Here is a 21,129-nt window from a genome sequence, read left to right as displayed (position 1 = left end):
CGAGAAGCGAACCATTATCATGATGCGCAGCCACTATTGCGGCCAACTGAACGAAAGCCTGGAAGGCCAGGAAATTACCCTTTGCGGATGGGTTCACCGTCGCCGCGACCACGGCGGGGTGATTTTCCTCGATATCCGTGATCGTGACGGTCTGGCCCAGGTGGTATTCGATCCGGATCGCGCCGAGAGCTTCGCCGCTGCCGATCGCGTGCGCAGCGAGTACGTCGTGAAGATCACCGGCAAGGTGCGTCTGCGTCCGGCCGGTGCGACCAACGCCAACATGGCGTCGGGCATGATCGAAGTGCTGGGTTATGAACTGGAAGTGCTGAACGAGTCGGAAACTCCGCCGTTCCCGCTGAACGAGTTCTCCGATGTTGGTGAAGAAACCCGTCTGCGTTATCGCTTCCTCGACCTGCGTCGTCCGGAAATGGCCGAGAAGCTGCGTCTGCGCTCGCGCATGACCACCAGCATCCGTCGCTTCCTCGACGAGAACGGCTTCCTCGACGTTGAAACGCCGATCCTGACCCGTGCCACCCCTGAAGGTGCGCGTGACTATCTGGTGCCAAGCCGTACCCACGCTGGTTCGTTCTTCGCCCTGCCGCAATCGCCACAGCTGTTCAAGCAACTGCTGATGGTTGCCGGTTTCGACCGTTACTACCAGATCGCCAAGTGCTTCCGCGACGAAGACCTGCGTGCTGACCGTCAGCCTGAATTCACCCAGATCGACATCGAGACCAGCTTCCTCGATGAAAAAGAGATCATGGGCCTGACTGAAGAAATGATCCGCAACCTGTTCAAGGAAGTGCTGGGTCTGGAATTCGGCGATTTCCCGCACATGACTTTCGAAGAAGCCATGCGCCGCTACGGTTCCGACAAGCCAGACCTGCGTAACCCGCTGGAACTGGTCGACGTTGCCGATCAACTGAAAGAAGTTGAATTCAAGGTGTTCAGCGGCCCGGCTAACGATCCGAAATGCCGTATCGCCGCACTGCGCGTTCCAGGCGGGGCGAGCATGCCACGCAAGCAGATCGACGATTACACCAAGTTCGTCGGCATCTACGGTGCCAAGGGCCTGGCGTACATCAAGGTCAACGAGCGCGCTGCCGGTGTTGACGGTCTGCAATCGCCGATCGTGAAAAACATCCCTGAAGACAAGCTCAACGTGATCCTCGATCGCGTTGGCGCAGTCGATGGCGACATCGTGTTCTTCGGCGCCGACAAGGCCAAGATCGTCAGCGAAGCTCTGGGCGCACTGCGCATCAAGCTCGGTCACGACCTCAAGCTGCTGACCTGCGAGTGGGCGCCAATGTGGGTCGTCGACTTCCCGATGTTCGAAGAAAACGACGACGGCAGCTTCTCCGCGTTGCACCACCCGTTCACCGCGCCGAAATGCTCTCCTGAAGAGCTGGAAGCCAACCCGGCTGGCGCTCTGTCCCGCGCCTACGACATGGTATTGAACGGCACCGAGCTGGGTGGCGGTTCGATCCGTATCCACCGCAAGGAAATGCAGCAGGCGGTGTTCCGTCTGCTGGGTATCAATGAAGCAGAACAGGAAGAGAAATTCGGCTTCCTGCTCGACGCGCTGAAGTACGGTGCTCCGCCGCACGGTGGTCTGGCCTTCGGTCTGGACCGTCTGGTGATGCTGATGACCGGCGCCCAGTCGATCCGTGAAGTGATCGCCTTCCCGAAAACCCAGAGTGCTGCCGACGTCATGACGCAAGCGCCGGGTGTGGTGGATGCCAAGGCACTGCGCGAGCTGCACATTCGTTTGCGCGAAACGCCAAAGGCTGAGTAAGACGGGCCTGAAGGCGCATCTTCGGATGCGCCTTTTTTCTTTCTACAAAGAGCAGGTCGAGATTTTTTTGTTTGCTGGCCGCTGCATGAGCAGGGCGGGCAACGTTTCAAAGAGAATTCGGAGCGAGTTATGGCAGGTCATTCCAAGTGGGCGAACATCAAGCACCGCAAAGAACGTCAGGATGCCAAGAGAGGCAAGATCTTCACCAAGTGGATCCGCGAGCTGACCGTTGCAGCCCGTCAGGGCGGCGGTGATCCGGGTTCCAACCCGCGTCTGCGTCTGGCCTTGGACAAGGCGCTGAGCGCGAACATGAGCCGCGACATCATCGACCGTGCCGTGGCGCGCGGCGCTGGTGCCACCGAAGCGGATAACGTTGAAGAGCTGACCTATGAAGGTTACGGCCCGGGCGGCGTGGCGGTGATGGTCGAGTGCATGACCGACAACCGCAACCGTACTGCTGCTGCTGTGCGCCATGCGTTCAGCAAGTGCGGTGGTAACCTCGGCACCGACGGTTCGGTAGCTTACTTGTTCGAGCGCAAAGGCCAGATCAGCTTCGCGCCGGGCGTTGATGAGGACGCACTGACCGAAGCGGCGCTGGAAGCCGATGCCGATGACGTGGTCAGCCACGAAGACGGCTCGATCGATGTGTTCACCTCGTTCACCAGTTTCTATGCCGTGCGTAACGCGCTGGAAGCCGCTGGATTCAAGGGCGATGACGCGGAAATCGTCATGCAGCCGACCACTAGCGCCGAACTGGATCTGGAAGGCGCGGAAAAGGTGCTGAAGCTGATCGACATGCTTGAGGATCTGGATGACGTGCAGAACGTTTATTCCAACGCGGATATTCCGGAAGACGTGGCCGCTCAGCTCGGTTAAGAGCGGCTACGATTCAATGTGGGAGCGAGCCTGCTCGCGAAGGCGGATTTTCAGGCAACATCGTTGCTGATGATGAAACCGCCTTCGCGAGCAGGCTCGCTCCCACATTTGTTATGGGTTGATTTGAAAATCGTGCTTTTACCGAATCTGCAGGCGTTATGACTTTAATTCTTGGTATCGACCCCGGTTCGCGCATCACCGGTTACGGGATTGTTCGCGATACCGGGCGTGGCGGCTGTATCTATGTGGCATCCGGCTGCATCCGCACTGGTGCGGGCGAGCTGCACGAACGCCTGCAAATCGTCTATCGCGGCGTGCGCGAGATCATCCAGACCTACGGACCGGTGACCATGGGCATCGAAAAGGTGTTTATGGCGAAAAACGCCGACTCGGCGCTGAAGCTGGGGCAGGCGCGCGGTGCAGCGATCGTCGCCGGTGCGGAAGAGTGCCTGGAGATCGCCGAATATACGGCCACGCAGGTCAAGCAAGCCGTTGTCGGCACCGGCGCCGCCAATAAAGAGCAGGTGCAGATGATGGTCATGCACATGCTCAAACTCACCAGCAAACCGCAAATCGATGCCTCTGACGCTCTGGCCATTGCCATTTGCCACGCGCACACACGTTCCAGTCTGCTGCCGCACGGCCTGGGAACGGCACGCAGTCGTGGCGGGCGCCTGCGTCTCTGATAGCATCAGCATCAATTTTCCTGAAAGCCGGTTTTTGCGCCTGGGTCGTCGGCCCGAAATCCGCCTTTCGACAGTCGCCAGCCCACGGCTGGCCAACGCTCAAGGATCTGAAACGTGATTGGACGCTTGCGCGGCACCCTGGCTGAAAAACAGCCGCCGCACCTGATTCTGGATGTAAACGGCCTCGGGTATGAGCTGGAAGTGCCCATGACCACGCTTTATCGCCTGCCGTCGGTCGGTGAACCGCTGACCTTGCACACGCATTTGGTCGTACGCGAAGACGCGCAATTACTCTATGGTTTTGCCGGCAAGCGTGAGCGAGACTTTTTTCGCGAGTTGATCCGTCTCAATGGTGTCGGGCCAAAATTGGCCCTGGCCTTGATGTCGAGTCTGGAAGTCGACGAGTTGATCCGCTGCGTGCAGTCTCAGGACACCTCGGCGTTGACCAAGGTGCCGGGTGTCGGCAAGAAAACCGCTGAGCGTCTGCTGGTCGAACTCAAGGATCGCTTCAAGGCCTGGGAAACTACGCCAGCCATGTTCGCGCTCGTGCCGAACCAGCCGGATGGCCCGGCGCCGGTCAACACCGCCGAGAACGATGCGGTCAGTGCGCTGATTTCCCTGGGCTACAAGCCGCAGGAAGCGAGCAAGGCGATTACCGCCATCAAGGACAAGAATTTGAGCAGTGAAGACCTGATCCGCCGCGCCCTGAAGGGAATGATTTAAGTGATTGAAGCTGATCGTCTGATCACCGCCGCGCACAGCCCGCGCGAGCGCGAAGAAGTCCAGGACCGGGCCATTCGCCCGGTCAGCCTGGCCGACTACATCGGCCAGCCGACCGTGCGCGAGCAGATGGAGCTGTTCATCCAGGCCGCCCGTGGCCGAAGCGAATCCCTCGACCATACGCTGATCTTCGGCCCGCCGGGTCTGGGCAAGACCACGCTGGCCAACATCATCGCTCAGGAAATGGGCGTATCGATCAAGAGCACTTCCGGGCCGGTGCTTGAACGTCCGGGTGATCTGGCGGCGTTGCTGACCAATCTTGAGCCGCACGATGTGTTGTTCATCGACGAAATCCATCGCCTGTCGCCGATCGTTGAAGAAGTGCTGTATCCAGCGATGGAGGACTTTCAACTCGACATCATGATTGGCGAAGGGCCGGCAGCGCGTTCGATCAAGCTCGATCTGCCGCCATTCACGCTGGTCGGCGCGACGACTCGCGCCGGCATGCTGACTAACCCGTTGCGTGACCGCTTCGGTATCGTCCAGCGTCTGGAGTTCTACAGCACGGCTGATCTGGCGACCATTGTCAGCCGTTCCGCAGCCATCCTCGGTCTGCCGCTGGATCCGGAAGGCTCGTTCGAAATCGCGCGCCGCGCCCGGGGCACGCCGCGGATCGCCAACCGTCTACTGCGCCGTGTGCGCGACTTCGCCGAAGTGCGTGCAAAGGGCCATATCACCAAAGCGGTGGCAGACCTGGCGCTGAACCTGCTGGACGTCGACGAGCACGGTTTCGATCATCAGGATCGCCGCCTGCTATTGACCATGATCGAGAAGTTCGATGGCGGCCCCGTCGGTATCGACAGCCTCGCCGCTGCAATCAGCGAGGAACGCCACACGATTGAAGATGTGCTGGAGCCGTATCTGATCCAGCAGGGTTACATCATGCGCACTCCACGGGGCAGGGTGGTGACGCGCCATGCGTACCTGCACTTTGGTTTAAACATCCCGTCACGAATGGGTGAAATGCCCGTGGCAGACGAGTTTCTCGATGCCGTGGACGATTGATACACATTTTTTGTCGATTTATTCAGGGTTTGTACGGTCATAGGACGGTACTTTTGCGGTAAAGCCCTGAAACCATGAAAAACAGTTGCCTGGCCGGATTGGCAACCTGAGGAGTAAGCACTAGAGTATGCGCGCGCAAAACGGGCTTGAGTCGTTCGCACATCGTTGTCGCGTTTATTACGAGGACACCGATGCGGGCGGCATCGTGTATTACGTTAATTACCTCAAGTTTATGGAACGGGCTCGAACCGAGCGGCTTCGCGAGCTGGGCTTTGCCCAATCGCAGCTGGCAGGGGAGGACCTGTTGTTTGTCGTGCACTCCAGCGAAGCGCGCTATCACGCGCCGGCGCGACTGGACGACGAACTGCTGGTAAGCGCTGATGTAATCGAATTGAACCGGGTCAGCCTGCGCTTCAAACAGCAGGTCAGGCGGGCAACGGATAATGTGCTGCTCTGTGAGGGGCAGTTTTTGGTGGCCTGTGTGCGCACTAACAGTTTGAAACCCCGGGCCCTTCCCGAAGACTTGCGTGCGGCCTTTGCCGACGCGGTCGGCCCGGGTACACACTCAAAGCAGGAGATAAAGCGTGGAAGCTAACGTCGTCGACCATTCCTCCATGTGGAGCCTGGTCAGCAATGCCAGCATCGTGGTGCAGTTGGTAATGTTGACCCTGGTGGCCGCATCGGTAACCTCATGGATCATGATCTTTCAGCGCAGCAATCTGCTGCGCGCCGGTCGACGCGCCCTGGAGAGCTTCGAAGAGCGCTTCTGGTCGGGTATCGACCTGTCCAAGCTGTACCGTCAGGCGGGCAGCAACCCGGATCCGGATTCTGGTGTGGAGCAGATCTTCCGTGCCGGCTTCAAGGAGTTCTCCCGTCTGCGTCAGCAGCCAGGTGTCGACCCTGAAGCGGTCATGGAAGGTGTGGCCCGTGCCATGCGCGTCGCCATTTCCCGCGAAGAAGAGAAACTGGAGCAGAGCCTGCCGTTCCTCGCCACTGTCGGTTCGGTCAGTCCGTACATCGGTCTGTTCGGTACCGTGTGGGGCATCATGAACTCCTTCCGCGGTCTGGCCAGCGCCCAGCAAGCAACCCTGGCCACTGTGGCCCCGGGTATCGCCGAAGCTCTGATCGCTACTGCGATCGGTCTGTTCGCCGCGATCCCTGCCGTAATCGCTTACAACCGTTTCGCCGCTCGCAGCGAAACCTTGTTGGGCCGCTACTACACCTTCGCCGATGAATTCCAGGCGATCCTGCACCGCAAAGTGCACACCAGCGAAGAATAAGCAGGTAATTTCCAATGGCTTTAATCGCTCGAGCTCGCAAAAAGCGCAAGCCGGTTGCCGAGATGAACGTGGTGCCTTACATCGACGTGATGTTGGTACTGCTGGTCATCTTCATGGTGACCGCGCCGATGCTCAATCAGGGCGTGAAAGTTGATCTGCCCAAGGTTTCCAGCGAAGCCTTGCCGCAGGACAACAACACTCAGGTTCTGACCATTTCGATCAAGGCTGACAAGACCTACTACTGGAACCTTGGCAGCGAAGTCGATACCGAGAAGCAACAGGACAGGGCCATGACTCTGCCGCAAATGACCGACGCGGTGACCAAGATCATTCGTGCCGGCACTGAAGGCGGCAAGCGTACCCAGGTCTTCATCCGCGGTGACAAGACCGTCGACTATGGTTCCGTCATGGGCGCCATGGGCGGGCTGCAGAAAGCCGGGGTCGGTAATGTTGGTTTGATTACCGAGGCCCCCTGATGCAGCAACAGCGAGAGCCGTCCGCCTCGGAAAGCTACTTCTGGCCTAGCGTTCTGGCAATTGTCCTGCACGTGCTGGTGTTCGGCATGCTGTTCGTCAGTTTTGCCTTTACACCAGAGCTGCCGCCGGCCAAGCCGATTGTCCAGGCGACCCTCTACCAACTGAAATCGAAAAGTCAGGCAACCACCCAGACCAATCAGAAGATTGCGGGTGAGGCGAAGAAATCCGCCGCGCGCCAGACCGAAGTCGAGCAGATGGAGCAGAAGAAGGTCGAGCAGGAAGAGATCAAGGCCGCTGCGGAACAAAAGAAAGAAGAAGCGGCTCAAAAAGCCGAGGAAGCCAAGAAGGCCGACGAGTCGAAGAAAGCAGACGAGGCGAAAAAGGCTGATGAAGCCAAGAAAGCCGACGAAGCCAAGAAGACCGCCGAAGCCAAAAAGGCTGAAGAGAAACAATTGGCTGATATAGCCAAGAAGAAATCTGAAGAAGAAGCGAAAAAGGCTGCTGAAGAAGAGGCCAAGAAAGCCGCTGCTGAAGAAGCCAAGAAGAAGATCGTCGAAGACGCGAAGAAGAAAGCCGCCGAAGACGCCAAGAAGAAAGCTGAAGCTGAAGAGGCGAAGAAGAAAATCGCCGACGAAGCGAAGAAGAAAGCTGCTGCCGATGCTGCGAAGAAGAAAGCGCAGGATGCGGCGCGTAAATCGACTGAAGACAAAAAGGCTCAGGCCTTGGCCGATTTGCTTTCCGATACGCCGCAGCGCCAGCAGGCCTTGGCCGATGAGCAGGGTGACGAAGTCGCGGGCAGTTTCGATGACCTGATTCGTGCGCGAGCTGCAGAGGGCTGGGCCCGTCCACCTTCGGCACGCAAAGGCATGACAGTTGTACTGCAGATCGGCATGTTGCCGGACGGTACGGTGACTTCGGTCAGCGTCGCCAAGTCCAGTGGCGATGGTCCGTTCGATGCGTCGGCAGTCGCGGCAGTGAAGAATATTGGACGTTTGACAGAAATGCAGGGAATGAAGCCGAGCGATTTCGCTCCGTATCGTTCATTCAAGATGACATTCACACCTGAGGATCTAGCCTTGTGAGAAACCTTCTTCGAGGAATGCTGGTCGTGATCTGCTGCATGGCAGGGATCGCGATGGCGGATGAAAAGAACATTCTGGTTACCAGCGGCAGCGATCGGGCTACTCCGATCGCAGTCGTACCATTCGGCATGCAGGGCGGTGCCGTGCTGCCGGACGACATGGCAGAAATCATTGGTAACGATTTGCGTAACTCGGGCTACTACTCGCCGATTCCAAAGCAAAACATGATCAGCCAGCCAAGCCAGCCGAGCGAAATCATCTTCCGTGACTGGAAGGCGGTGGGTGCTCAATACATGATGGTCGGCAGCATTGCGCCAGCCGGCGGTCGCCTGCAGGTGCAGTGGGCACTGTTCAACGTGGCCACCGAACAGAAAGTGGCTGACGGCAGTGTTTCCGGCACCACCGAGCAACTGCGTGACATGGCGCACTTCATCTCCGACCAGTCGTTCCAGAAACTGACCGGTATTGAAGGTGCGTTCTCGACGCGTCTGCTGTACGTGACGGCTGAGCGCTTCTCCGAGAAGAACACCCGTTACACCCTGCAGCGTTCGGACTACGACGGTGCTCGCGCCGTGACCTTGCTGCAATCGCGTGAGCCAATCCTGTCGCCGCGTTTTGCACCGGATGGCAAGCGCATCGCCTATGTGTCGTTCGAGCAGAAGCGCCCACGCATCTTCATGCAGAACATCGACACCGGTCGCCGTGAGCAGATCACCAACTTCGAAGGTCTGAACGGCGCGCCAGCCTGGTCGCCGAACGGTGATCGCCTGGCGTTCGTACTGTCCAAGGACGGTAACCCGGATATCTACGTGATGAATCTGGCTTCGCGTCAGATCACCCGTGTGACCGCAGGTCCTGGCATCAACACCGAACCGTACTGGGGCAAGGATGGTTCGACCATCTACTTCACCTCGGACCGCGGCGGCAAGCCTCAGATCTACAAAACCAGCGCCAGTGGCGGTGGTGCCGAGCGTGTGACGTTTGTAGGTAATTACAACGCCAACCCGAAACTTTCGGCGGATGAAAAGACTTTGGTGATGATCCATCGTCAGGATGGCTTCACCAATTTCAAGGTGGCAGCTCAGGATCTGCAGCGAGGGAGTGTAAAGATCCTCACTGATAGCACTCTGGACGAGTCACCTACTGTTGCGCCCAACGGCACCATGGTAATCTACGCCACCCGCCAACAGGGCCGGGGAGTCTTGATGCTCGTGTCCATTAATGGACGCGTTAGGCTCCCGCTTCCTACCGCTCAAGGCGAAGTCAGAGAACCGTCCTGGTCCCCTTACCTGAAGTGAGCGGGCGCTACACGTTTTACTTAACACACTGGGGTTCATTAGGAGTTTCACGATGGAAATGCTGAAGTTTGGTAAATTTGCTGCGCTGGCTCTGGCCATGGCTGTAGCTGTAGGTTGCTCGTCCAAAGGCGGCGACAACGCCGGTGAAGGCGCTGTTGATCCAAACGCTGGTTACGGCGCAAACACTGGTGCCGTTGACGGTTCCCTGAGCGAAGAAGCTGCTCTGCGCGCAATCACCACCTTCTACTTCGAATACGACAGCTCGGACCTGAAGCCAGAAGCCATGCGCGCTCTGGACGTTCACGCCAAAGACCTGAAAGCAAACGGCGCTCGCGTTGTTCTGGAAGGCAACACCGACGAACGTGGTACTCGTGAGTACAACATGGCACTGGGCGAGCGTCGTGCGAAAGCCGTTCAGCGCTACCTGGTACTGCAAGGTGTTTCCCCAGCTCAGCTGGAACTGGTTTCCTACGGCGAAGAGCGTCCAGTTGCTACCGGCAACGACGAGCAGTCCTGGGCTCAAAACCGTCGCGTCGAACTGCGTAAGTAATTCGATATGCGAACGTGCCGTCGTGCTGTAACTGTTCTGGCTCTCAGCCTTGCGCCGCTTGCGGCGTGGGCTGCGGTTCCTGTGGTCGATGACAACTCCGGTTATAACAATAGCGGGAGCAGTTATCCGCCTGCAGGTTACGGTACGAACGGCGCCTATGCCGGGGGAGCGGCTTCGGCCCCTGCCTCGGCACAAGGCATGCTGTTCAACCAATTGCAACAGATGCAGGATCAGATTTCTCGCCAGCAAGGCGTGATCGAAGAACTGCAGAATCAGGTTGCGCGCATGAAGCAGGAATCCCTGGAGCGATACCAGGATCTTGATCGGCGCATAGGATCCGGCGTTGCACCTGCCGCGACTCCTGAGAATTCTTCTGCCGGTGGCGATGCAAGTGCTGCTGCCGGTGCTGCCGCTGGCGCCGGGGCTGCTGCCCAGGCACCTGCTGCAAGCAGCGAACCGGGTGATCCGGCCAAGGAAAAGCTGTATTACGATGCCGCTTTCGACCTGATCAAAGCCAAGGATTTCGACAAGGCCAGCCAGGCTTTTGCCGCTTTCCTGCGCAAATACCCGAACAGCCAATACGCGGGCAACGCCCAGTACTGGTTGGGCGAAGTCAATCTGGCCAAGGGTGATCTGCAAGGCGCAGGTCAGGCTTTCGCCAAGGTTTCGCAGCTGTATCCAAAGCACGCCAAAGTGCCAGACTCGCTGTACAAGCTGGCTGACGTAGAGCGCCGCCTTGGTCATACCGACAAGGTCAAAGGCATTCTGCAGCAGGTGGTGGCCCAATATCCGGGTACCTCCGCCGCTCAGTTGGCTCAACGCGATCTGCAACGCATGTAAGGTCGTGTTACCCGTTTAGAAGAAACCCGCGCTTGTCGCGGGTTTTTTCGTTAGAATTCACGCCCTTTTTCTGAAACACGCTTCTTGCGGTCTACGCGTTGGCGGGATTGCCTGAAGTGCCTGACGGAGGCGGACAGCCTGTTTAGCTGTTACGCCCGTGGCGACTATGCAAGACACATTGAGAATCACCGAAGTTTTCTACTCGTTGCAGGGGGAAACGCGGACTGCCGGGCTGCCCACGGTTTTTGTGCGCCTGACCGGTTGCCCTCTGCGTTGCCAATACTGCGACAGCGCCTATGCGTTCAGTGGCGGCACCATCCGCACCCTCGACGACATCCTCGAGCAAGTGGCCGGATTTCGTCCGCGCTACGTCTGTGTCACCGGCGGTGAGCCGCTGGCGCAGCCGAACGCCATTCCTTTGCTCAAGCAGTTGTGTGACGCCGGTTACGAGGTTTCGCTGGAAACCAGTGGCGCACTCGACATTTCGGCCGTCGATCCGCGCGTCAGTCGGGTTGTCGATCTGAAAACGCCGGACTCGAAAGAAGCCCATCGCAACCGTTACGAGAACATCGAACTGCTGAGCCCCAACGATCAGGTGAAGTTTGTCATCTGCTCGCGCGACGACTATGACTGGGCCGTCTCCAAACTGATTCAGTACGGTCTTGATCGGCGTGCCGGCGAAGTGCTGTTCTCCCCAAGTCACCATGACCTCAATGCTCGCGATCTGGCGGACTGGGTGGTGGCGGACAACCTGCCGGTACGCTTGCAATTGCAGTTGCATAAATATCTTTGGAACGACGAGCCGGGGCGCTGATATGACCGAACAACTGAACACTCTCGAAAAACGCGCGGTCATCCTGCTGTCCGGTGGCCTGGACTCGGCGACCGTCGTGGCCATGGCACGAGCCGAAGGCTACCGCTGCTACACCATGAGCTTCGACTACGGCCAGCGTTCGCACGCCGAACTGCACGCCGCTGCCCGCGTCGCCCGCGACTTGGGTGTGATCGAACACAAGGTGATTGGCCTCAACCTGAATGGTATGGGCGGCTCGGCACTGACCGACAGCAGCATCGATATTCCGGAGGAGCTGGGCGAAGGCATTCCGGTGACTTACGTGCCGGCGCGTAACACGGTGTTCCTTTCGCTGGCGTTGGGCTGGGCAGAAGTGCTGGGTGCGCGTGACATCTTTATTGGTGTCAACGCCGTGGACTATTCCGGTTACCCGTATTGCCGTCCCGAGTTTATCGAGTCGTTCGAGCGCATGGCCAACCTGGCGACCAAGGCCGGTGTGGAAGGCAACGGTTTCCGCATTCAGGCGCCCCTGCAGAACCTGAGCAAGGCGCAGATCGTTCAGGCGGGCGTGAAGCTTGGCGTTGATTATGGCCTCACCGTGTCCTGCTATCAGGCCGACGATGACGGCCGCGCGTGCGGCAAATGCGACAGCTGCCGCCTGCGCGCAGAAGGCTTCGCGGCCGCTGGTGTGGACGATCCAACACCTTATTTTTGATTATTTTCAAAAAGGTGTTGAATAGTCCTTAAAAATCAGTATTATACGCGCCACCACACAGCGGGTCGTTAGCTCAGTTGGTAGAGCAGTTGGCTTTTAACCAATTGGTCGTAGGTTCGAATCCCACACGACCCACCATATTTGGCGGTTTAGAAAATCCGGAAGGCCCACGAAAGTGAGGATTTCCGGGTTTTTTTTTGCCTGTAATTTCGCTCCGCGTTATTTCAATACCCGCAGCGCTGACGCAGGTCAGAATCATCTTTTGTATCAACGGGATATTCTGTAGCCTTGCGCAGCTTCAATGCTGTCCGTGCCTGATAATACTCACTCTCCCGGCGGTACCCTCAAGCGGTCCGGAGCCGGGTGTATACTCGACTTTCGCGCGAACGCGCCTGCAGGTCTTGCGAACATGACGCAGATTTCCGAACGCCTTCTGGTTCAAGCTCACCTCGATGCCAAACAGCCCAAACCGCTGACGGCCGAGGAGGAGGCTTATTACCGTTCCGCCATTGCCGCCGAGCTCAAGGCTCAGGACGCGGTGCTGGTGGCCCACTTTTATTGCGATCCGGTGATTCAGGCTCTGGCCGAAGAAACTGGCGGTTGCGTCTCCGATTCCCTGGAAATGGCCCGCTTCGGCAATGCTCACCCGGCCAAAACCGTGGTGGTCGCCGGCGTGAAGTTCATGGGCGAGACCGCGAAGATTCTCAACCCGGAAAAACGCGTGCTGATGCCGACCCTGGAAGCGACGTGCTCGTTGGACCTGGGTTGCCCGGTCGACGAGTTCTCGGCGTTCTGCGATCAGCACCCGGAGCGCACGGTGGTGGTCTATGCCAACACCTCCGCAGCCGTTAAGGCTCGGGCTGATTGGGTGGTGACTTCGAGTTGCGCGCTGGAGATCGTCGAAAGCCTGATGGACAACGGCGAGACCATCATCTGGGGGCCGGACAAGCATCTGGGCACTTACATCCAGCGCAAGACCGGCGCGGACATGCTGCTGTGGGACGGTGCCTGCATCGTTCACGAAGAGTTCAAGTCCAAGCAGCTTGAAGACATGAAAGCGTTGTACCCGGACGCTGCGATTCTGGTGCACCCGGAGTCGCCAACGTCGGTGATCGAACTGGCGGACGCCGTGGGTTCCACCAGCCAGTTGATCGCTGCCGCGCAATCGCTGCCGAACAAGACCCTGATCGTTGCGACCGACCGTGGCATCTTCTACAAGATGCAGCAGCTGTGCCCGGACAAGGTCTTCATCGAGGCGCCAACCGCTGGTAACGGCGCGGCGTGCCGCAGTTGCGCACATTGCCCGTGGATGGCCATGAACACCCTTGAGCGCACGCTCAAGAGCTTGAAGGAAGGGACCAACGAGATCTTTGTTGATCCGGCGTTGATTCCGCAGGCGATCCGGCCATTGAAGCGCATGCTCGACTTTACTCAAGCGGCGCGGATGAAGCTGGCCGGTAACGCCTGAGGTCTTTCAGGCAATAAATAAACCTGTAGGAGTGAGCCTGCTCGCGATAGTGGTGTGTCAAACAACGAAAATGTTGACTGACACACCACTATCGCGAGCAGGCTCACTCCTACAGTGGTTTTCGGCGTCTGAAAATTATTTGGTCTTCTTCGGGATCCGGACGAGGCGGGTATCGGAATAGATGTCATGCCACGTGCGCTTCTGCTTGTCGTACAGCGACCAGAGGAATCCCAACCCCACGCACAGCCACGACGCAATCGACACCATAAACCGCAACAACGCCTGCCACAGGCTGATCGCCGTGCCATTGGCGTTCTGCACGCGAATGCCCCACACCTGCATGCCCAGCGTCTGACCGCCGTGGGTCCAGAACTTGGCAAAAAATGCGAACAGAACCAACACCAGCACGGTCGAGTAGAGCGGATCACCGTCGAGCTTGCCGGCATCGGTCATCACTCGCAGGCGCTCTTCACCAATTATCGCTGCCTGAATCATCTTGTAGATGCCACCCGTGACGATCAGCAGGGCGGTGCATAGCAGAAAGTCATAGAACATCGCCGCCAGACGCCGGCCTAGACCAACGGCGGGAAAATCGCCCTGTGGGGTGAGCAGGTTTTTCGACATGGCAGCCTCTGGACGCAAAATGAAGCGCCATTTTACGGATTCGCGCGCACAAAAAAGCCCCTGATATCAATATCAGGGGCTTTTTCGTAACAGAAATCAGGCTTCTGCTTGTACTTCGTCAGCCTGCATGCCTTTCTGGCCCTGCACAGCAACGAAGGTCACTTTCTGGCCTTCTTTCAGGCTCTTGAAACCGTTGCCCTGAATGGCGCGGAAATGTACGAACAGATCCGGACCGCTTTCTGGAGTGATAAAACCAAAACCTTTCTCGTCGTTAAACCACTTGACGGTACCGCTCTGACGTGTGGACATTTCTTATTTCCTTTGACGCAAAAATTAATGACAGTCTCTTTCTCATGAAAGAGTACTGGGGCTGGTTGCAGGAGAGTAAGAAGACGTCGAACGGGATGTAGCTAACTTGTAGGCTACTGCCCAGGTCACGATTCCAAGCTGACCCATGCAAACACAGTGGAGAAACTCTACGCCAACTACGGGAGAAAAAACAAGCCCTGCGAAGCCCCCGGTTTTACTGAGCTTGAGCAAGTTAATCCTCTCGCTAGTGCGGTCTTAGACGATTAGCCTGTTCAATTGTTTTCGATCGTTATAAGCAAAGTTCATATTCGAATCAGTTGATAGAAAATGCACTTTTTTGTGGCGATTGCGTTACACATTAGTGCACGCATAACGCAATCGCGTTACTTATAGAAACAGTCAATCAGCCGCGATAGTAGCGTTGTGGAACAAATGGCATTTTGCTTACAAGCATTTGCACCTTTTTCCCACGAACGATGGCCCAAACCGGTGTGTCGAGGGTGACATATGCGCTGTCGAGGTAACCCATCGCCAACGGCCCGCCCAAGGTCGGACCGAAACCACCGCTGCACACGCTGCCGATGATTTCGCCGGCTTCGTTGACGATTTCTGCGCCTTCACGCACGGGTGTGCGCTCCTGCGGCAGCAAGCCGACGCGTTTGCGTGCCACGCCATTCTGTTGCTGGGCGAAAATATTCTCCGCGCCCGGGAAACCGCCGGCCCGCGCGCCATCAGCGCGACGTGGCTTGGAGATCGCCCATAACAGGCTGGCTTCGATCGGCGTGGTCTCGGTGTTCATGTCGTGGCCGTAGAGGCACAGACCGGCTTCCAGACGCAGCGAGTCGCGAGCGCCGAGGCCAATGGCCTGGACTTCCGGTTCGGCGAGCAGGGCGCGGGCAAGTTTTTCGGCATCTGCAGCTGGTACGGAGATTTCGAAACCGTCTTCACCGGTGTAACCCGAACGGCTGACAAAGCAGTCGACGCCGAGCAGATTGACACGGGCGAACTGCATAAAAGTCATTTTTTCAACGGATGGTGCCAGCCGCGCCAGCACGGTGACCGCCGCCGGACCTTGCAATGCCAGCAGAGCGCGCTCTTCGAACAGCGCCGTAATGGTGCACTGATCGCCGATGTGTTTTTGCAGGTGGGCAAGGTCCTGATCCTTGCACGCGGCGTTGACCACCAGGAACAATTCGTCATTACCGAGGTTTGCCACCATCAGGTCGTCGAGAATGCCGCCGTTGTCGTTGGTGAACATCGCGTAACGCTGCATGCCCACCGGCAGGTCGATGATGTCTACCGGCACCAGGCTTTCCAGGGCTTTGGCGGCGTTGGCGCCGGTCAGGCGAATCTGGCCCATGTGCGAGACATCGAACAGCCCGGCCTGCTCACGGGTGTGCTGGTGTTCTTTCATCACGCCGAGTGGGTATTGCACCGGCATGTCGTAGCCGGCGAACGGCACCATGCGAGCGCCGAGTTCGATGTGCAGAGCGTGCAGCGGGGTTTTCGACAGTTGTTCGGTGGACATGCGTGGCTCCTTGAAAATTAGAGTTTGGGGGTAAGAGGCAAGATCAAGATCAAAAGCCCCTCACCCCACCCCTCTCCCGAAGGGAGAGGGGGCTAATTACTTTTCTCTCCCAGAGGGAGAGGGCTGGGGTGAGGTCAGCATTCGATAATGTTGACCGCCAGACCGCCGCGGGCGGTCTCTTTGTATTTGCTTTTCATGTCGGCGCCGGTCTGGCGCATGGTGCGGATGACTTTGTCGAGGGAGACGAAATGCTGGCCGTCGCCACGCATGGCCATGCGCACCGCGTTGATGGCTTTTACCGAGCCCATGGCATTGCGCTCGATGCACGGCACTTGCACTAACCCGCCAATCGGGTCGCAGGTCAGGCCGAGGTTGTGCTCCATGCCGATTTCCGCAGCGTTCTCGACTTGCTGCACGCTGCCGCCAAGCACTTCGCACAACGCACCGGCCGCCATCGAACAGGCCACGCCGACTTCACCTTGGCAGCCGACTTCAGCGCCGGAGATCGATGCGTTCTCCTTGTAGAGAATGCCGATGGCCGCAGCGGTCAGCAGAAACCGTACGACGCCGTCGTCATTCGCGCCTGGGATAAAACGCATGTAGTAATGCAGCACCGCTGGAATGATCCCCGCCGCGCCGTTGGTGGGGGCAGTGACCACACGTCCGCCATTGGCGTTTTCTTCGTTGACCGCCAAAGCGTAGAGGTTGACCCAGTCGAGCACTGACAACGGATCGCGCAACGCCGATTCCGGGTTCTTGCACAGTTGCCGATGCAACGCTGCCGCACGGCGTTTGACCTTCAAGCCGCCGGGCAAAATACCTTCGTTACGGCAGCCCGCAGCGACGCAGTCCTGCATCACCTGCCAGATTTTCAACAGGCCGGCGCGGGTTTCCGCCTCCGGGCGCCAGGCGCTTTCGTTGGTCAGCATCACCTGACTGATCGACAGACCGTAGGTGGCGCAATGACCGAGCAAGTCCTTGGCGCTTTTGAACGGGAAGGTCAGCGGCGTGGCGTCTTCGACGATGCGGTCGGCACCGGCCGCGTCCTCGTCGACCACGAAACCACCGCCAACCGAGTAGTACTCGCGGCTGCGGATCTGAATCCCCGCCGCATCGAAGGCGCGGAAGATCATGCCGTTGGGGTGATAGGCCAGCGGCTTGCGGATCATTGCCAGATGTTCTTTCTCGTTGAACGCAATGCTGTGTTCGCCGAGCAGGTTCAGTCGTCCGTTGCCGCGAATTTCTTGCAGGCGCGCGGCGACGGTTTCGGTATCAACGGTATCGGGATGTTCGCCTTCGAGGCCGAGCAGCACGGCTTTGTCGCTGCCGTGACCTTTACCGGTGGCGCCGAGGGAACCGTACAGCTCAACGCGAACGCTGGCGGTGGTGGTCAGCAGGTTTTCACGTTGCAGGCCTTCGGCGAAACGCGCAGCAGCACGCATCGGGCCGACGGTGTGGGAACTGGAGGGGCCGATGCCAATCTTGAACAGGTCGAACACGCTTAACGACATGAGTGGTTCTCCGGTTTCTTGTTATAGGAATTGGCAAAACATCAGGCTTGATGGGTTCCATGTGGGAGCTGGCTTGCCAGCGATGGCGGAGTGTCAGGCAACAGAGATGGACACTGATCCACCCTCATCGCTGGCAAGCCAGCTCCCACAGGGATTTTTGGTGTTCTGGAGAATGGGACAGGTCAACCCGCCCCTCATTCCATTAAGCGTAGCTTTCGATCGACGGGCAGGCGCACACCAGGTTGCGATCGCCGAAGACGTTGTCGACACGACCGACCGGTGGCCAGTATTTGCCTTCAATCAACGACGCGACCGGGTACACGGCTTGCTCGCGACTGTACGGGTGATTCCACTCGCCAACCAGCTCTGCCGCCGTGTGCGGAGCGTTCTTCAGCGGGTTGTCGTCCTTGTCCAGCGTGCCGTTTTCCACCGCGCGGATTTCTTCGCGGATGCGGATCATGGCGTCGCAGAAGCGGTCCAGTTCTTCCTTGGATTCGCTTTCGGTCGGCTCGATCATCAGCGTGCCCGCGACCGGGAACGACATGGTCGGTGCGTGGAAGCCGAAGTCGATCAGGCGCTTGGCGACGTCATCAACGCTGATGCCGCTGCTGTCTTTCAACGGACGCAGATCGAGGATGCATTCGTGTGCCACCAGACCGTTGCTGCCGGTGTACAGCACTGGGTAGTGCTCTTCGAGACGACGGGAAATGTAGTTGGCATTGAGGATCGCCAGCTGCGAAGCGCGTTTCAGGCCTGCGCCGCCCATCATGCGAATGTACATCCAGGTGATCGGCAAAATGCTCGCACTGCCGAACGGTGCTGCGCAGACCGCGCCCTCTTTGCGTTCCATCTGGCCGTGGCCCGGCAGGAACGGGGTCAGGTGCGATTTCACGCCAATCGGGCCGACACCCGGGCCGCCACCGCCGTGCGGGATGCAGAAGGTTTTGTGCAGGTTCAGGTGCGAGACGTCGCCGCCGAACTTGCCCGGTGCGCAGAGGCCAACCATTGCGTTCATGTTGGCGCCGTCGATGTACACCTGGCCGCCGTTGTCATGAATGATTCCGCAGATTTCGCGGATGCCTTCTTCGAACACGCCGTGGGTCGACGGGTAAGTGATCATCAGCGCGGCGAGGTGTTCGCGGTGCTCGATGGCTTTGGCGCGCAGGTCTTCGATGTCGACGTTGCCGCGCGCATCGCACGCGGTCACAACCACGCGCATGCCAGCCATGTTGGCGGTGGCCGGGTTGGTGCCGTGGGCGGACGACGGAATCAGGCAGATGTCGCGACGCTCATCGCCACGGCTCTGGTGATAGGCGCGGATCGCCAAGAGGCCTGCGTATTCACCTTGCGAACCGGCGTTCGGTTGCAGCGAGATCGCGTCGTAACCGGTGGCGGCGCAGAGCATCGCTTCCAGTTCATCGGTCAGTTGCTGGTAACCGGCGCTCTGTGCGGCTGGGGCGAACGGGTGCAGGGCGCCGAATTCAGCCCAGGTCACCGGGATCATTTCGCTGGCAGCGTTGAGTTTCATGGTGCACGAACCCAGCGGGATCATGGTGCGATCCAGGGCCAGATCCTTGTCCGCCAGTTTGCGCAGGTAGCGCATCAGCTCGGTTTCCGAGTGATAGCGGTTGAACACCGGGTGGCTGAGGATCGGCGACTGACGTACCAGCGATGCTGGGATGGTGCTTTGCACCGCAGCGGCCAGCGCAGCGAAGTCCGGCAGGGTCTTGCCATCGGCGAACAGGCCCCAAAGGGTTTCGATGTCAGCCTGGGTGGTGGTTTCGTCGACCGACAGGCCCAGACGCTGAGCGTCGATCACGCGCAGGTTGATCTGCGCAGCGTGTGCCTTGTCGTGCAGCGCGGCGGTGTTTGCGCCGGTGGCGACGGTCAGGGTGTCGAAGAAACTGGCTTGTTCGACGTTAGCGCCCAGCGCGGTCAGACCCTTGGCCAGGATCGCGGTCAGGTGATGCACGCGGTTGGCAATCTGCGTCAGGCCTTTCGGGCCGTGGTAGACGGCGTACATGCTGGCGATGTTGGCCAGCAGCACTTGTGCGGTGCAGATGTTCGACGTGGCCTTCTCGCGGCGGATGTGTTGCTCGCGGGTCTGCATCGCCAGACGCAGCGCCGGCTTGCCGAAACGGTCAACCGAGACACCGACCAGACGGCCCGGCATATCACGCTTGAACGCATCTTTGGTGGAGAAGTAAGCGGCGTGCGGGCCACCAAAGCCCAGCGGCACGCCGAAGCGTTGTGCCGAACCGATGGCAACGTCAGCACCGAACTCGCCCGGGGCGGTCAGCAGGGTCAGGGCCAGCAGGTCGGCAGCCACGGCGACCAGAGCGTTGGCGGCGTGGAAGCGTTCGGTCAGTTCGCGATAGTCGAACACATCACCGTTGCTCGCCGGGTATTGCAGCAGCGCGCCGAAGAACGGCGTTACGTCAGTCAGTTCACGTTCGTCGCCGACCACAACTTCAATGCCCAACGGCTCGGCACGAGTGCGCAGCACGTCGAGGGTCTGCGGGTGGCTGTGGATCGAGGCGAAGAACTGGTGGCTGCCCTTGTTCTTGCTCAGGCGTTTGCAGAAGGTCATGGCTTCGGCAGCGGCGGTGGCTTCGTCGAGCAGCGAGGCGTTGGCGATCGGCAGGCCGGTGAGGTCGCTGATCATGGTCTGGAAGTTCAGCAGCGCTTCGAGACGACCTTGGGAAATTTCTGGCTGATACGGGGTGTACGCGGTGTACCAGGCCGGGTTTTCCAAGAGGTTGCGCAGGATCGGCGACGGCGTGTGGCAGTTGTAGTAGCCCTGGCCGATGTAGGTTTTGAACAGCTGATTTTTGCCGGCGATCGATTTGATCATCGCCAGGGCATCGGCTTCGCTGAGGCCGTCGTCCATGCCGAGCACGCTGGTGCCCTTGATGCTTTCCGGGATGACGCTGGCGCTCAGGGCTTCAAGCGAGTCGAAGCCGAGGCTGTTGAGCATGGCTTGCTCGTCACCGGCGCGCGGGCCGATGTGACGGGCGATGAATTCGTTGGCGGTGCCAAGGTTTACTTGAGTCATGTCGGTGTTCCTCAGGCTTCGGCTTGGGCTTTGATCAGACGGTCGTACGTGTCCTGATCGAGCAATTTGCCGACAGCGGCGGCGTCGTTAGGCTGGAAGCGGAAGAACCAGCCTTCGCCCAGCGGATCTTCGTTGACCAGTTCCGGGGCGTCTACCAGCGCCGGGTTGACTGCCAGTACGTCGCCGTCGAGCGGCATGTACACGCCGCTGGCGGCTTTCACCGATTCCACGGTGGCGGCTTCGGCGCCCTTTTCGTAAGCCTGCAGCTCAGGCAGTTGCACGAACACCACGTCGCCCAAGGCGTTCTGCGCGAAAGCGGTGATGCCGACAGTAACGCTGCCGTCAGCTTCGGTGCGCAGCCATTCGTGATCTTCAGTAAAACGCAACTCGCTCATGGAAACTCCTCAGGGGGCCAGACTCGTCTGGTGGACGCGGTGGAATAGTCGGGCGCGAAGGCC

21 protein-coding genes and 1 tRNA gene are annotated in these 21,129 nt (G+C 59.0%); 16 read left to right on the top strand and 6 right to left on the bottom strand.

Annotated features, from left to right (window positions below; genetic code table 11):
* Nucleotides 1-19 precede the first annotated feature (19 nt).
* The 16 genes from aspS to nadA all read left to right on the top strand — a co-directional run bounded on the left by aspS (nucleotide 20) and on the right by nadA (nucleotide 13,644).
* Nucleotides 20-1,795 (top strand): aspartate--tRNA ligase, encoded by a 1,776-nt coding sequence (gene aspS / locus J0G10_RS24270; protein WP_093430490.1) that lies wholly within the window; start codon nucleotides 20-22, stop codon nucleotides 1,793-1,795.
* 129 nt (nucleotides 1,796-1,924) lie between these two features.
* A complete protein-coding gene (locus J0G10_RS24265) occupies nucleotides 1,925-2,671 on the top strand; it encodes a YebC/PmpR family DNA-binding transcriptional regulator (RefSeq protein ID WP_007912738.1) in 747 nt (248 codons plus the stop codon).
* A gap of 158 nt (nucleotides 2,672-2,829) precedes the next feature.
* A complete protein-coding gene (gene ruvC, locus J0G10_RS24260; RefSeq protein WP_007962095.1) occupies nucleotides 2,830-3,357 on the top strand; it encodes a crossover junction endodeoxyribonuclease RuvC in 528 nt (175 codons plus the stop codon).
* 114 nt (nucleotides 3,358-3,471) lie between these two features.
* The gene (gene ruvA, locus J0G10_RS24255; protein ID WP_034153418.1) at nucleotides 3,472-4,080 is read left to right on the top strand and encodes a Holliday junction branch migration protein RuvA; all 609 of its coding nucleotides are present in this window, start codon (nucleotides 3,472-3,474) and stop codon (nucleotides 4,078-4,080) included.
* Nucleotides 4,081-5,142: a Holliday junction branch migration DNA helicase RuvB gene (gene ruvB / locus J0G10_RS24250; protein WP_007912736.1), complete on the top strand. Its 1,062-nt coding sequence runs from the start codon at nucleotides 4,081-4,083 to the stop codon at nucleotides 5,140-5,142.
* Between the two features lie 127 nt (nucleotides 5,143-5,269).
* Nucleotides 5,270-5,737: a tol-pal system-associated acyl-CoA thioesterase gene (gene ybgC / locus J0G10_RS24245; protein WP_095048214.1), complete on the top strand. Its 468-nt coding sequence runs from the start codon at nucleotides 5,270-5,272 to the stop codon at nucleotides 5,735-5,737.
* Entirely contained in the window at nucleotides 5,727-6,422 is a 696-nt protein-coding gene (tolQ, locus tag J0G10_RS24240) for a protein TolQ (protein ID WP_008080223.1), read from the top strand. The genes ybgC and tolQ overlap by 11 nt, the downstream gene beginning before the upstream one ends.
* Before the next feature lie 23 nt (nucleotides 6,423-6,445).
* A complete protein-coding gene (tolR, locus tag J0G10_RS24235) occupies nucleotides 6,446-6,898 on the top strand; it encodes a protein TolR (RefSeq protein ID WP_161806672.1) in 453 nt (150 codons plus the stop codon).
* On the top strand, nucleotides 6,898-7,980 hold the full coding sequence (gene tolA / locus J0G10_RS24230) for a cell envelope integrity protein TolA (RefSeq protein WP_016983827.1): 1,083 nt from the start codon (nucleotides 6,898-6,900) through the stop codon (nucleotides 7,978-7,980). The genes tolR and tolA overlap by 1 nt, the downstream gene beginning before the upstream one ends.
* A gap of 17 nt (nucleotides 7,981-7,997) precedes the next feature.
* Nucleotides 7,998-9,278, top strand: a complete 1,281-nt coding sequence (gene tolB / locus J0G10_RS24225; RefSeq protein ID WP_016983828.1) for a Tol-Pal system beta propeller repeat protein TolB — start codon at nucleotides 7,998-8,000, stop codon at nucleotides 9,276-9,278.
* A gap of 52 nt (nucleotides 9,279-9,330) precedes the next feature.
* A complete protein-coding gene (gene pal / locus J0G10_RS24220) occupies nucleotides 9,331-9,828 on the top strand; it encodes a peptidoglycan-associated lipoprotein Pal (protein ID WP_003178634.1) in 498 nt (165 codons plus the stop codon).
* Nucleotides 9,829-9,834: 6 nt separating this feature from the next.
* On the top strand, nucleotides 9,835-10,668 hold the full coding sequence (gene ybgF, locus J0G10_RS24215; protein ID WP_007912724.1) for a tol-pal system protein YbgF: 834 nt from the start codon (nucleotides 9,835-9,837) through the stop codon (nucleotides 10,666-10,668).
* A gap of 166 nt (nucleotides 10,669-10,834) precedes the next feature.
* Entirely contained in the window at nucleotides 10,835-11,482 is a 648-nt protein-coding gene (gene queE / locus J0G10_RS24210; RefSeq protein ID WP_095048211.1) for a 7-carboxy-7-deazaguanine synthase QueE, read from the top strand.
* Nucleotide 11,483: 1 nt separating this feature from the next.
* Nucleotides 11,484-12,176, top strand: a complete 693-nt coding sequence (gene queC, locus J0G10_RS24205; RefSeq protein ID WP_220556900.1) for a 7-cyano-7-deazaguanine synthase QueC — start codon at nucleotides 11,484-11,486, stop codon at nucleotides 12,174-12,176.
* Between the two features lie 62 nt (nucleotides 12,177-12,238).
* A tRNA-Lys gene (locus J0G10_RS24200) sits at nucleotides 12,239-12,314 on the top strand.
* A 271-nt stretch (nucleotides 12,315-12,585) separates the two neighbouring features.
* Entirely contained in the window at nucleotides 12,586-13,644 is a 1,059-nt protein-coding gene (gene nadA / locus J0G10_RS24195) for a quinolinate synthase NadA (RefSeq protein ID WP_016773509.1), read from the top strand.
* Nucleotides 13,645-13,779: 135 nt separating this feature from the next.
* Here the strand turns inward: nadA and J0G10_RS24190 are convergent, their stop codons facing one another.
* From J0G10_RS24190 to gcvH, 6 genes are all read right to left on the bottom strand, one after another.
* Nucleotides 13,780-14,268 (bottom strand): RDD family protein, encoded by a 489-nt coding sequence (locus J0G10_RS24190; RefSeq protein WP_095048209.1) that lies wholly within the window; start codon nucleotides 14,266-14,268, stop codon nucleotides 13,780-13,782.
* 96 nt (nucleotides 14,269-14,364) lie between these two features.
* On the bottom strand, nucleotides 14,365-14,577 hold the full coding sequence (locus J0G10_RS24185; RefSeq protein ID WP_003227496.1) for a cold-shock protein: 213 nt from the start codon (nucleotides 14,575-14,577) through the stop codon (nucleotides 14,365-14,367).
* A 403-nt stretch (nucleotides 14,578-14,980) separates the two neighbouring features.
* Nucleotides 14,981-16,105, bottom strand: a complete 1,125-nt coding sequence (gene gcvT, locus J0G10_RS24180) for a glycine cleavage system aminomethyltransferase GcvT (protein WP_095048208.1) — start codon at nucleotides 16,103-16,105, stop codon at nucleotides 14,981-14,983.
* Nucleotides 16,106-16,239: 134 nt separating this feature from the next.
* Nucleotides 16,240-17,616: an L-serine ammonia-lyase gene (locus J0G10_RS24175; protein WP_095048207.1), complete on the bottom strand. Its 1,377-nt coding sequence runs from the start codon at nucleotides 17,614-17,616 to the stop codon at nucleotides 16,240-16,242.
* Nucleotides 17,617-17,818: 202 nt separating this feature from the next.
* Nucleotides 17,819-20,671 (bottom strand): aminomethyl-transferring glycine dehydrogenase, encoded by a 2,853-nt coding sequence (gene gcvP / locus J0G10_RS24170; protein WP_220556899.1) that lies wholly within the window; start codon nucleotides 20,669-20,671, stop codon nucleotides 17,819-17,821.
* Between the two features lie 11 nt (nucleotides 20,672-20,682).
* Nucleotides 20,683-21,066, bottom strand: a complete 384-nt coding sequence (gcvH, locus tag J0G10_RS24165; protein WP_220556898.1) for a glycine cleavage system protein GcvH — start codon at nucleotides 21,064-21,066, stop codon at nucleotides 20,683-20,685.
* Between the last annotated feature and the right edge of the window lie 63 nt (nucleotides 21,067-21,129).

The organism is Pseudomonas germanica, from assembly GCF_019614655.1.
Classification (GTDB): Bacteria; Pseudomonadota; Gammaproteobacteria; order Pseudomonadales; family Pseudomonadaceae; genus Aquipseudomonas; species Aquipseudomonas neuropathica.
Note: the sequence above shows the minus strand (reverse complement) of the source record. Positions and strands in the feature narration are given on the sequence as shown.

Coding starts and splice junctions, on each gene's coding strand:
- nadA (WP_016773509.1), top strand. CDS start 12,586: ATGACGCAGATTTCCGAACGCCTTCTGGTTCAAGCTCACCTCGATGCC.
- J0G10_RS24190 (WP_095048209.1), bottom strand. CDS start 14,268: ATGTCGAAAAACCTGCTCACCCCACAGGGCGATTTTCCCGCCGTTGGT.
- tolB (WP_016983828.1), top strand. CDS start 7,998: ATGCTGGTCGTGATCTGCTGCATGGCAGGGATCGCGATGGCGGATGAA.
- pal (WP_003178634.1), top strand. CDS start 9,331: ATGGAAATGCTGAAGTTTGGTAAATTTGCTGCGCTGGCTCTGGCCATG.
- queE (WP_095048211.1), top strand. CDS start 10,835: ATGCAAGACACATTGAGAATCACCGAAGTTTTCTACTCGTTGCAGGGG.
- ybgF (WP_007912724.1), top strand. CDS start 9,835: ATGCGAACGTGCCGTCGTGCTGTAACTGTTCTGGCTCTCAGCCTTGCG.
- J0G10_RS24185 (WP_003227496.1), bottom strand. CDS start 14,577: ATGTCCACACGTCAGAGCGGTACCGTCAAGTGGTTTAACGACGAGAAA.
- ruvC (WP_007962095.1), top strand. CDS start 2,830: ATGACTTTAATTCTTGGTATCGACCCCGGTTCGCGCATCACCGGTTAC.
- gcvH (WP_220556898.1), bottom strand. CDS start 21,066: ATGAGCGAGTTGCGTTTTACTGAAGATCACGAATGGCTGCGCACCGAA.
- J0G10_RS24175 (WP_095048207.1), bottom strand. CDS start 17,616: ATGTCGTTAAGCGTGTTCGACCTGTTCAAGATTGGCATCGGCCCCTCC.
- queC (WP_220556900.1), top strand. CDS start 11,484: ATGACCGAACAACTGAACACTCTCGAAAAACGCGCGGTCATCCTGCTG.
- aspS (WP_093430490.1), top strand. CDS start 20: ATGATGCGCAGCCACTATTGCGGCCAACTGAACGAAAGCCTGGAAGGC.
- gcvP (WP_220556899.1), bottom strand. CDS start 20,671: ATGACTCAAGTAAACCTTGGCACCGCCAACGAATTCATCGCCCGTCAC.
- gcvT (WP_095048208.1), bottom strand. CDS start 16,105: ATGTCCACCGAACAACTGTCGAAAACCCCGCTGCACGCTCTGCACATC.
- ybgC (WP_095048214.1), top strand. CDS start 5,270: ATGCGCGCGCAAAACGGGCTTGAGTCGTTCGCACATCGTTGTCGCGTT.
- tolA (WP_016983827.1), top strand. CDS start 6,898: ATGCAGCAACAGCGAGAGCCGTCCGCCTCGGAAAGCTACTTCTGGCCT.
- J0G10_RS24265 (WP_007912738.1), top strand. CDS start 1,925: ATGGCAGGTCATTCCAAGTGGGCGAACATCAAGCACCGCAAAGAACGT.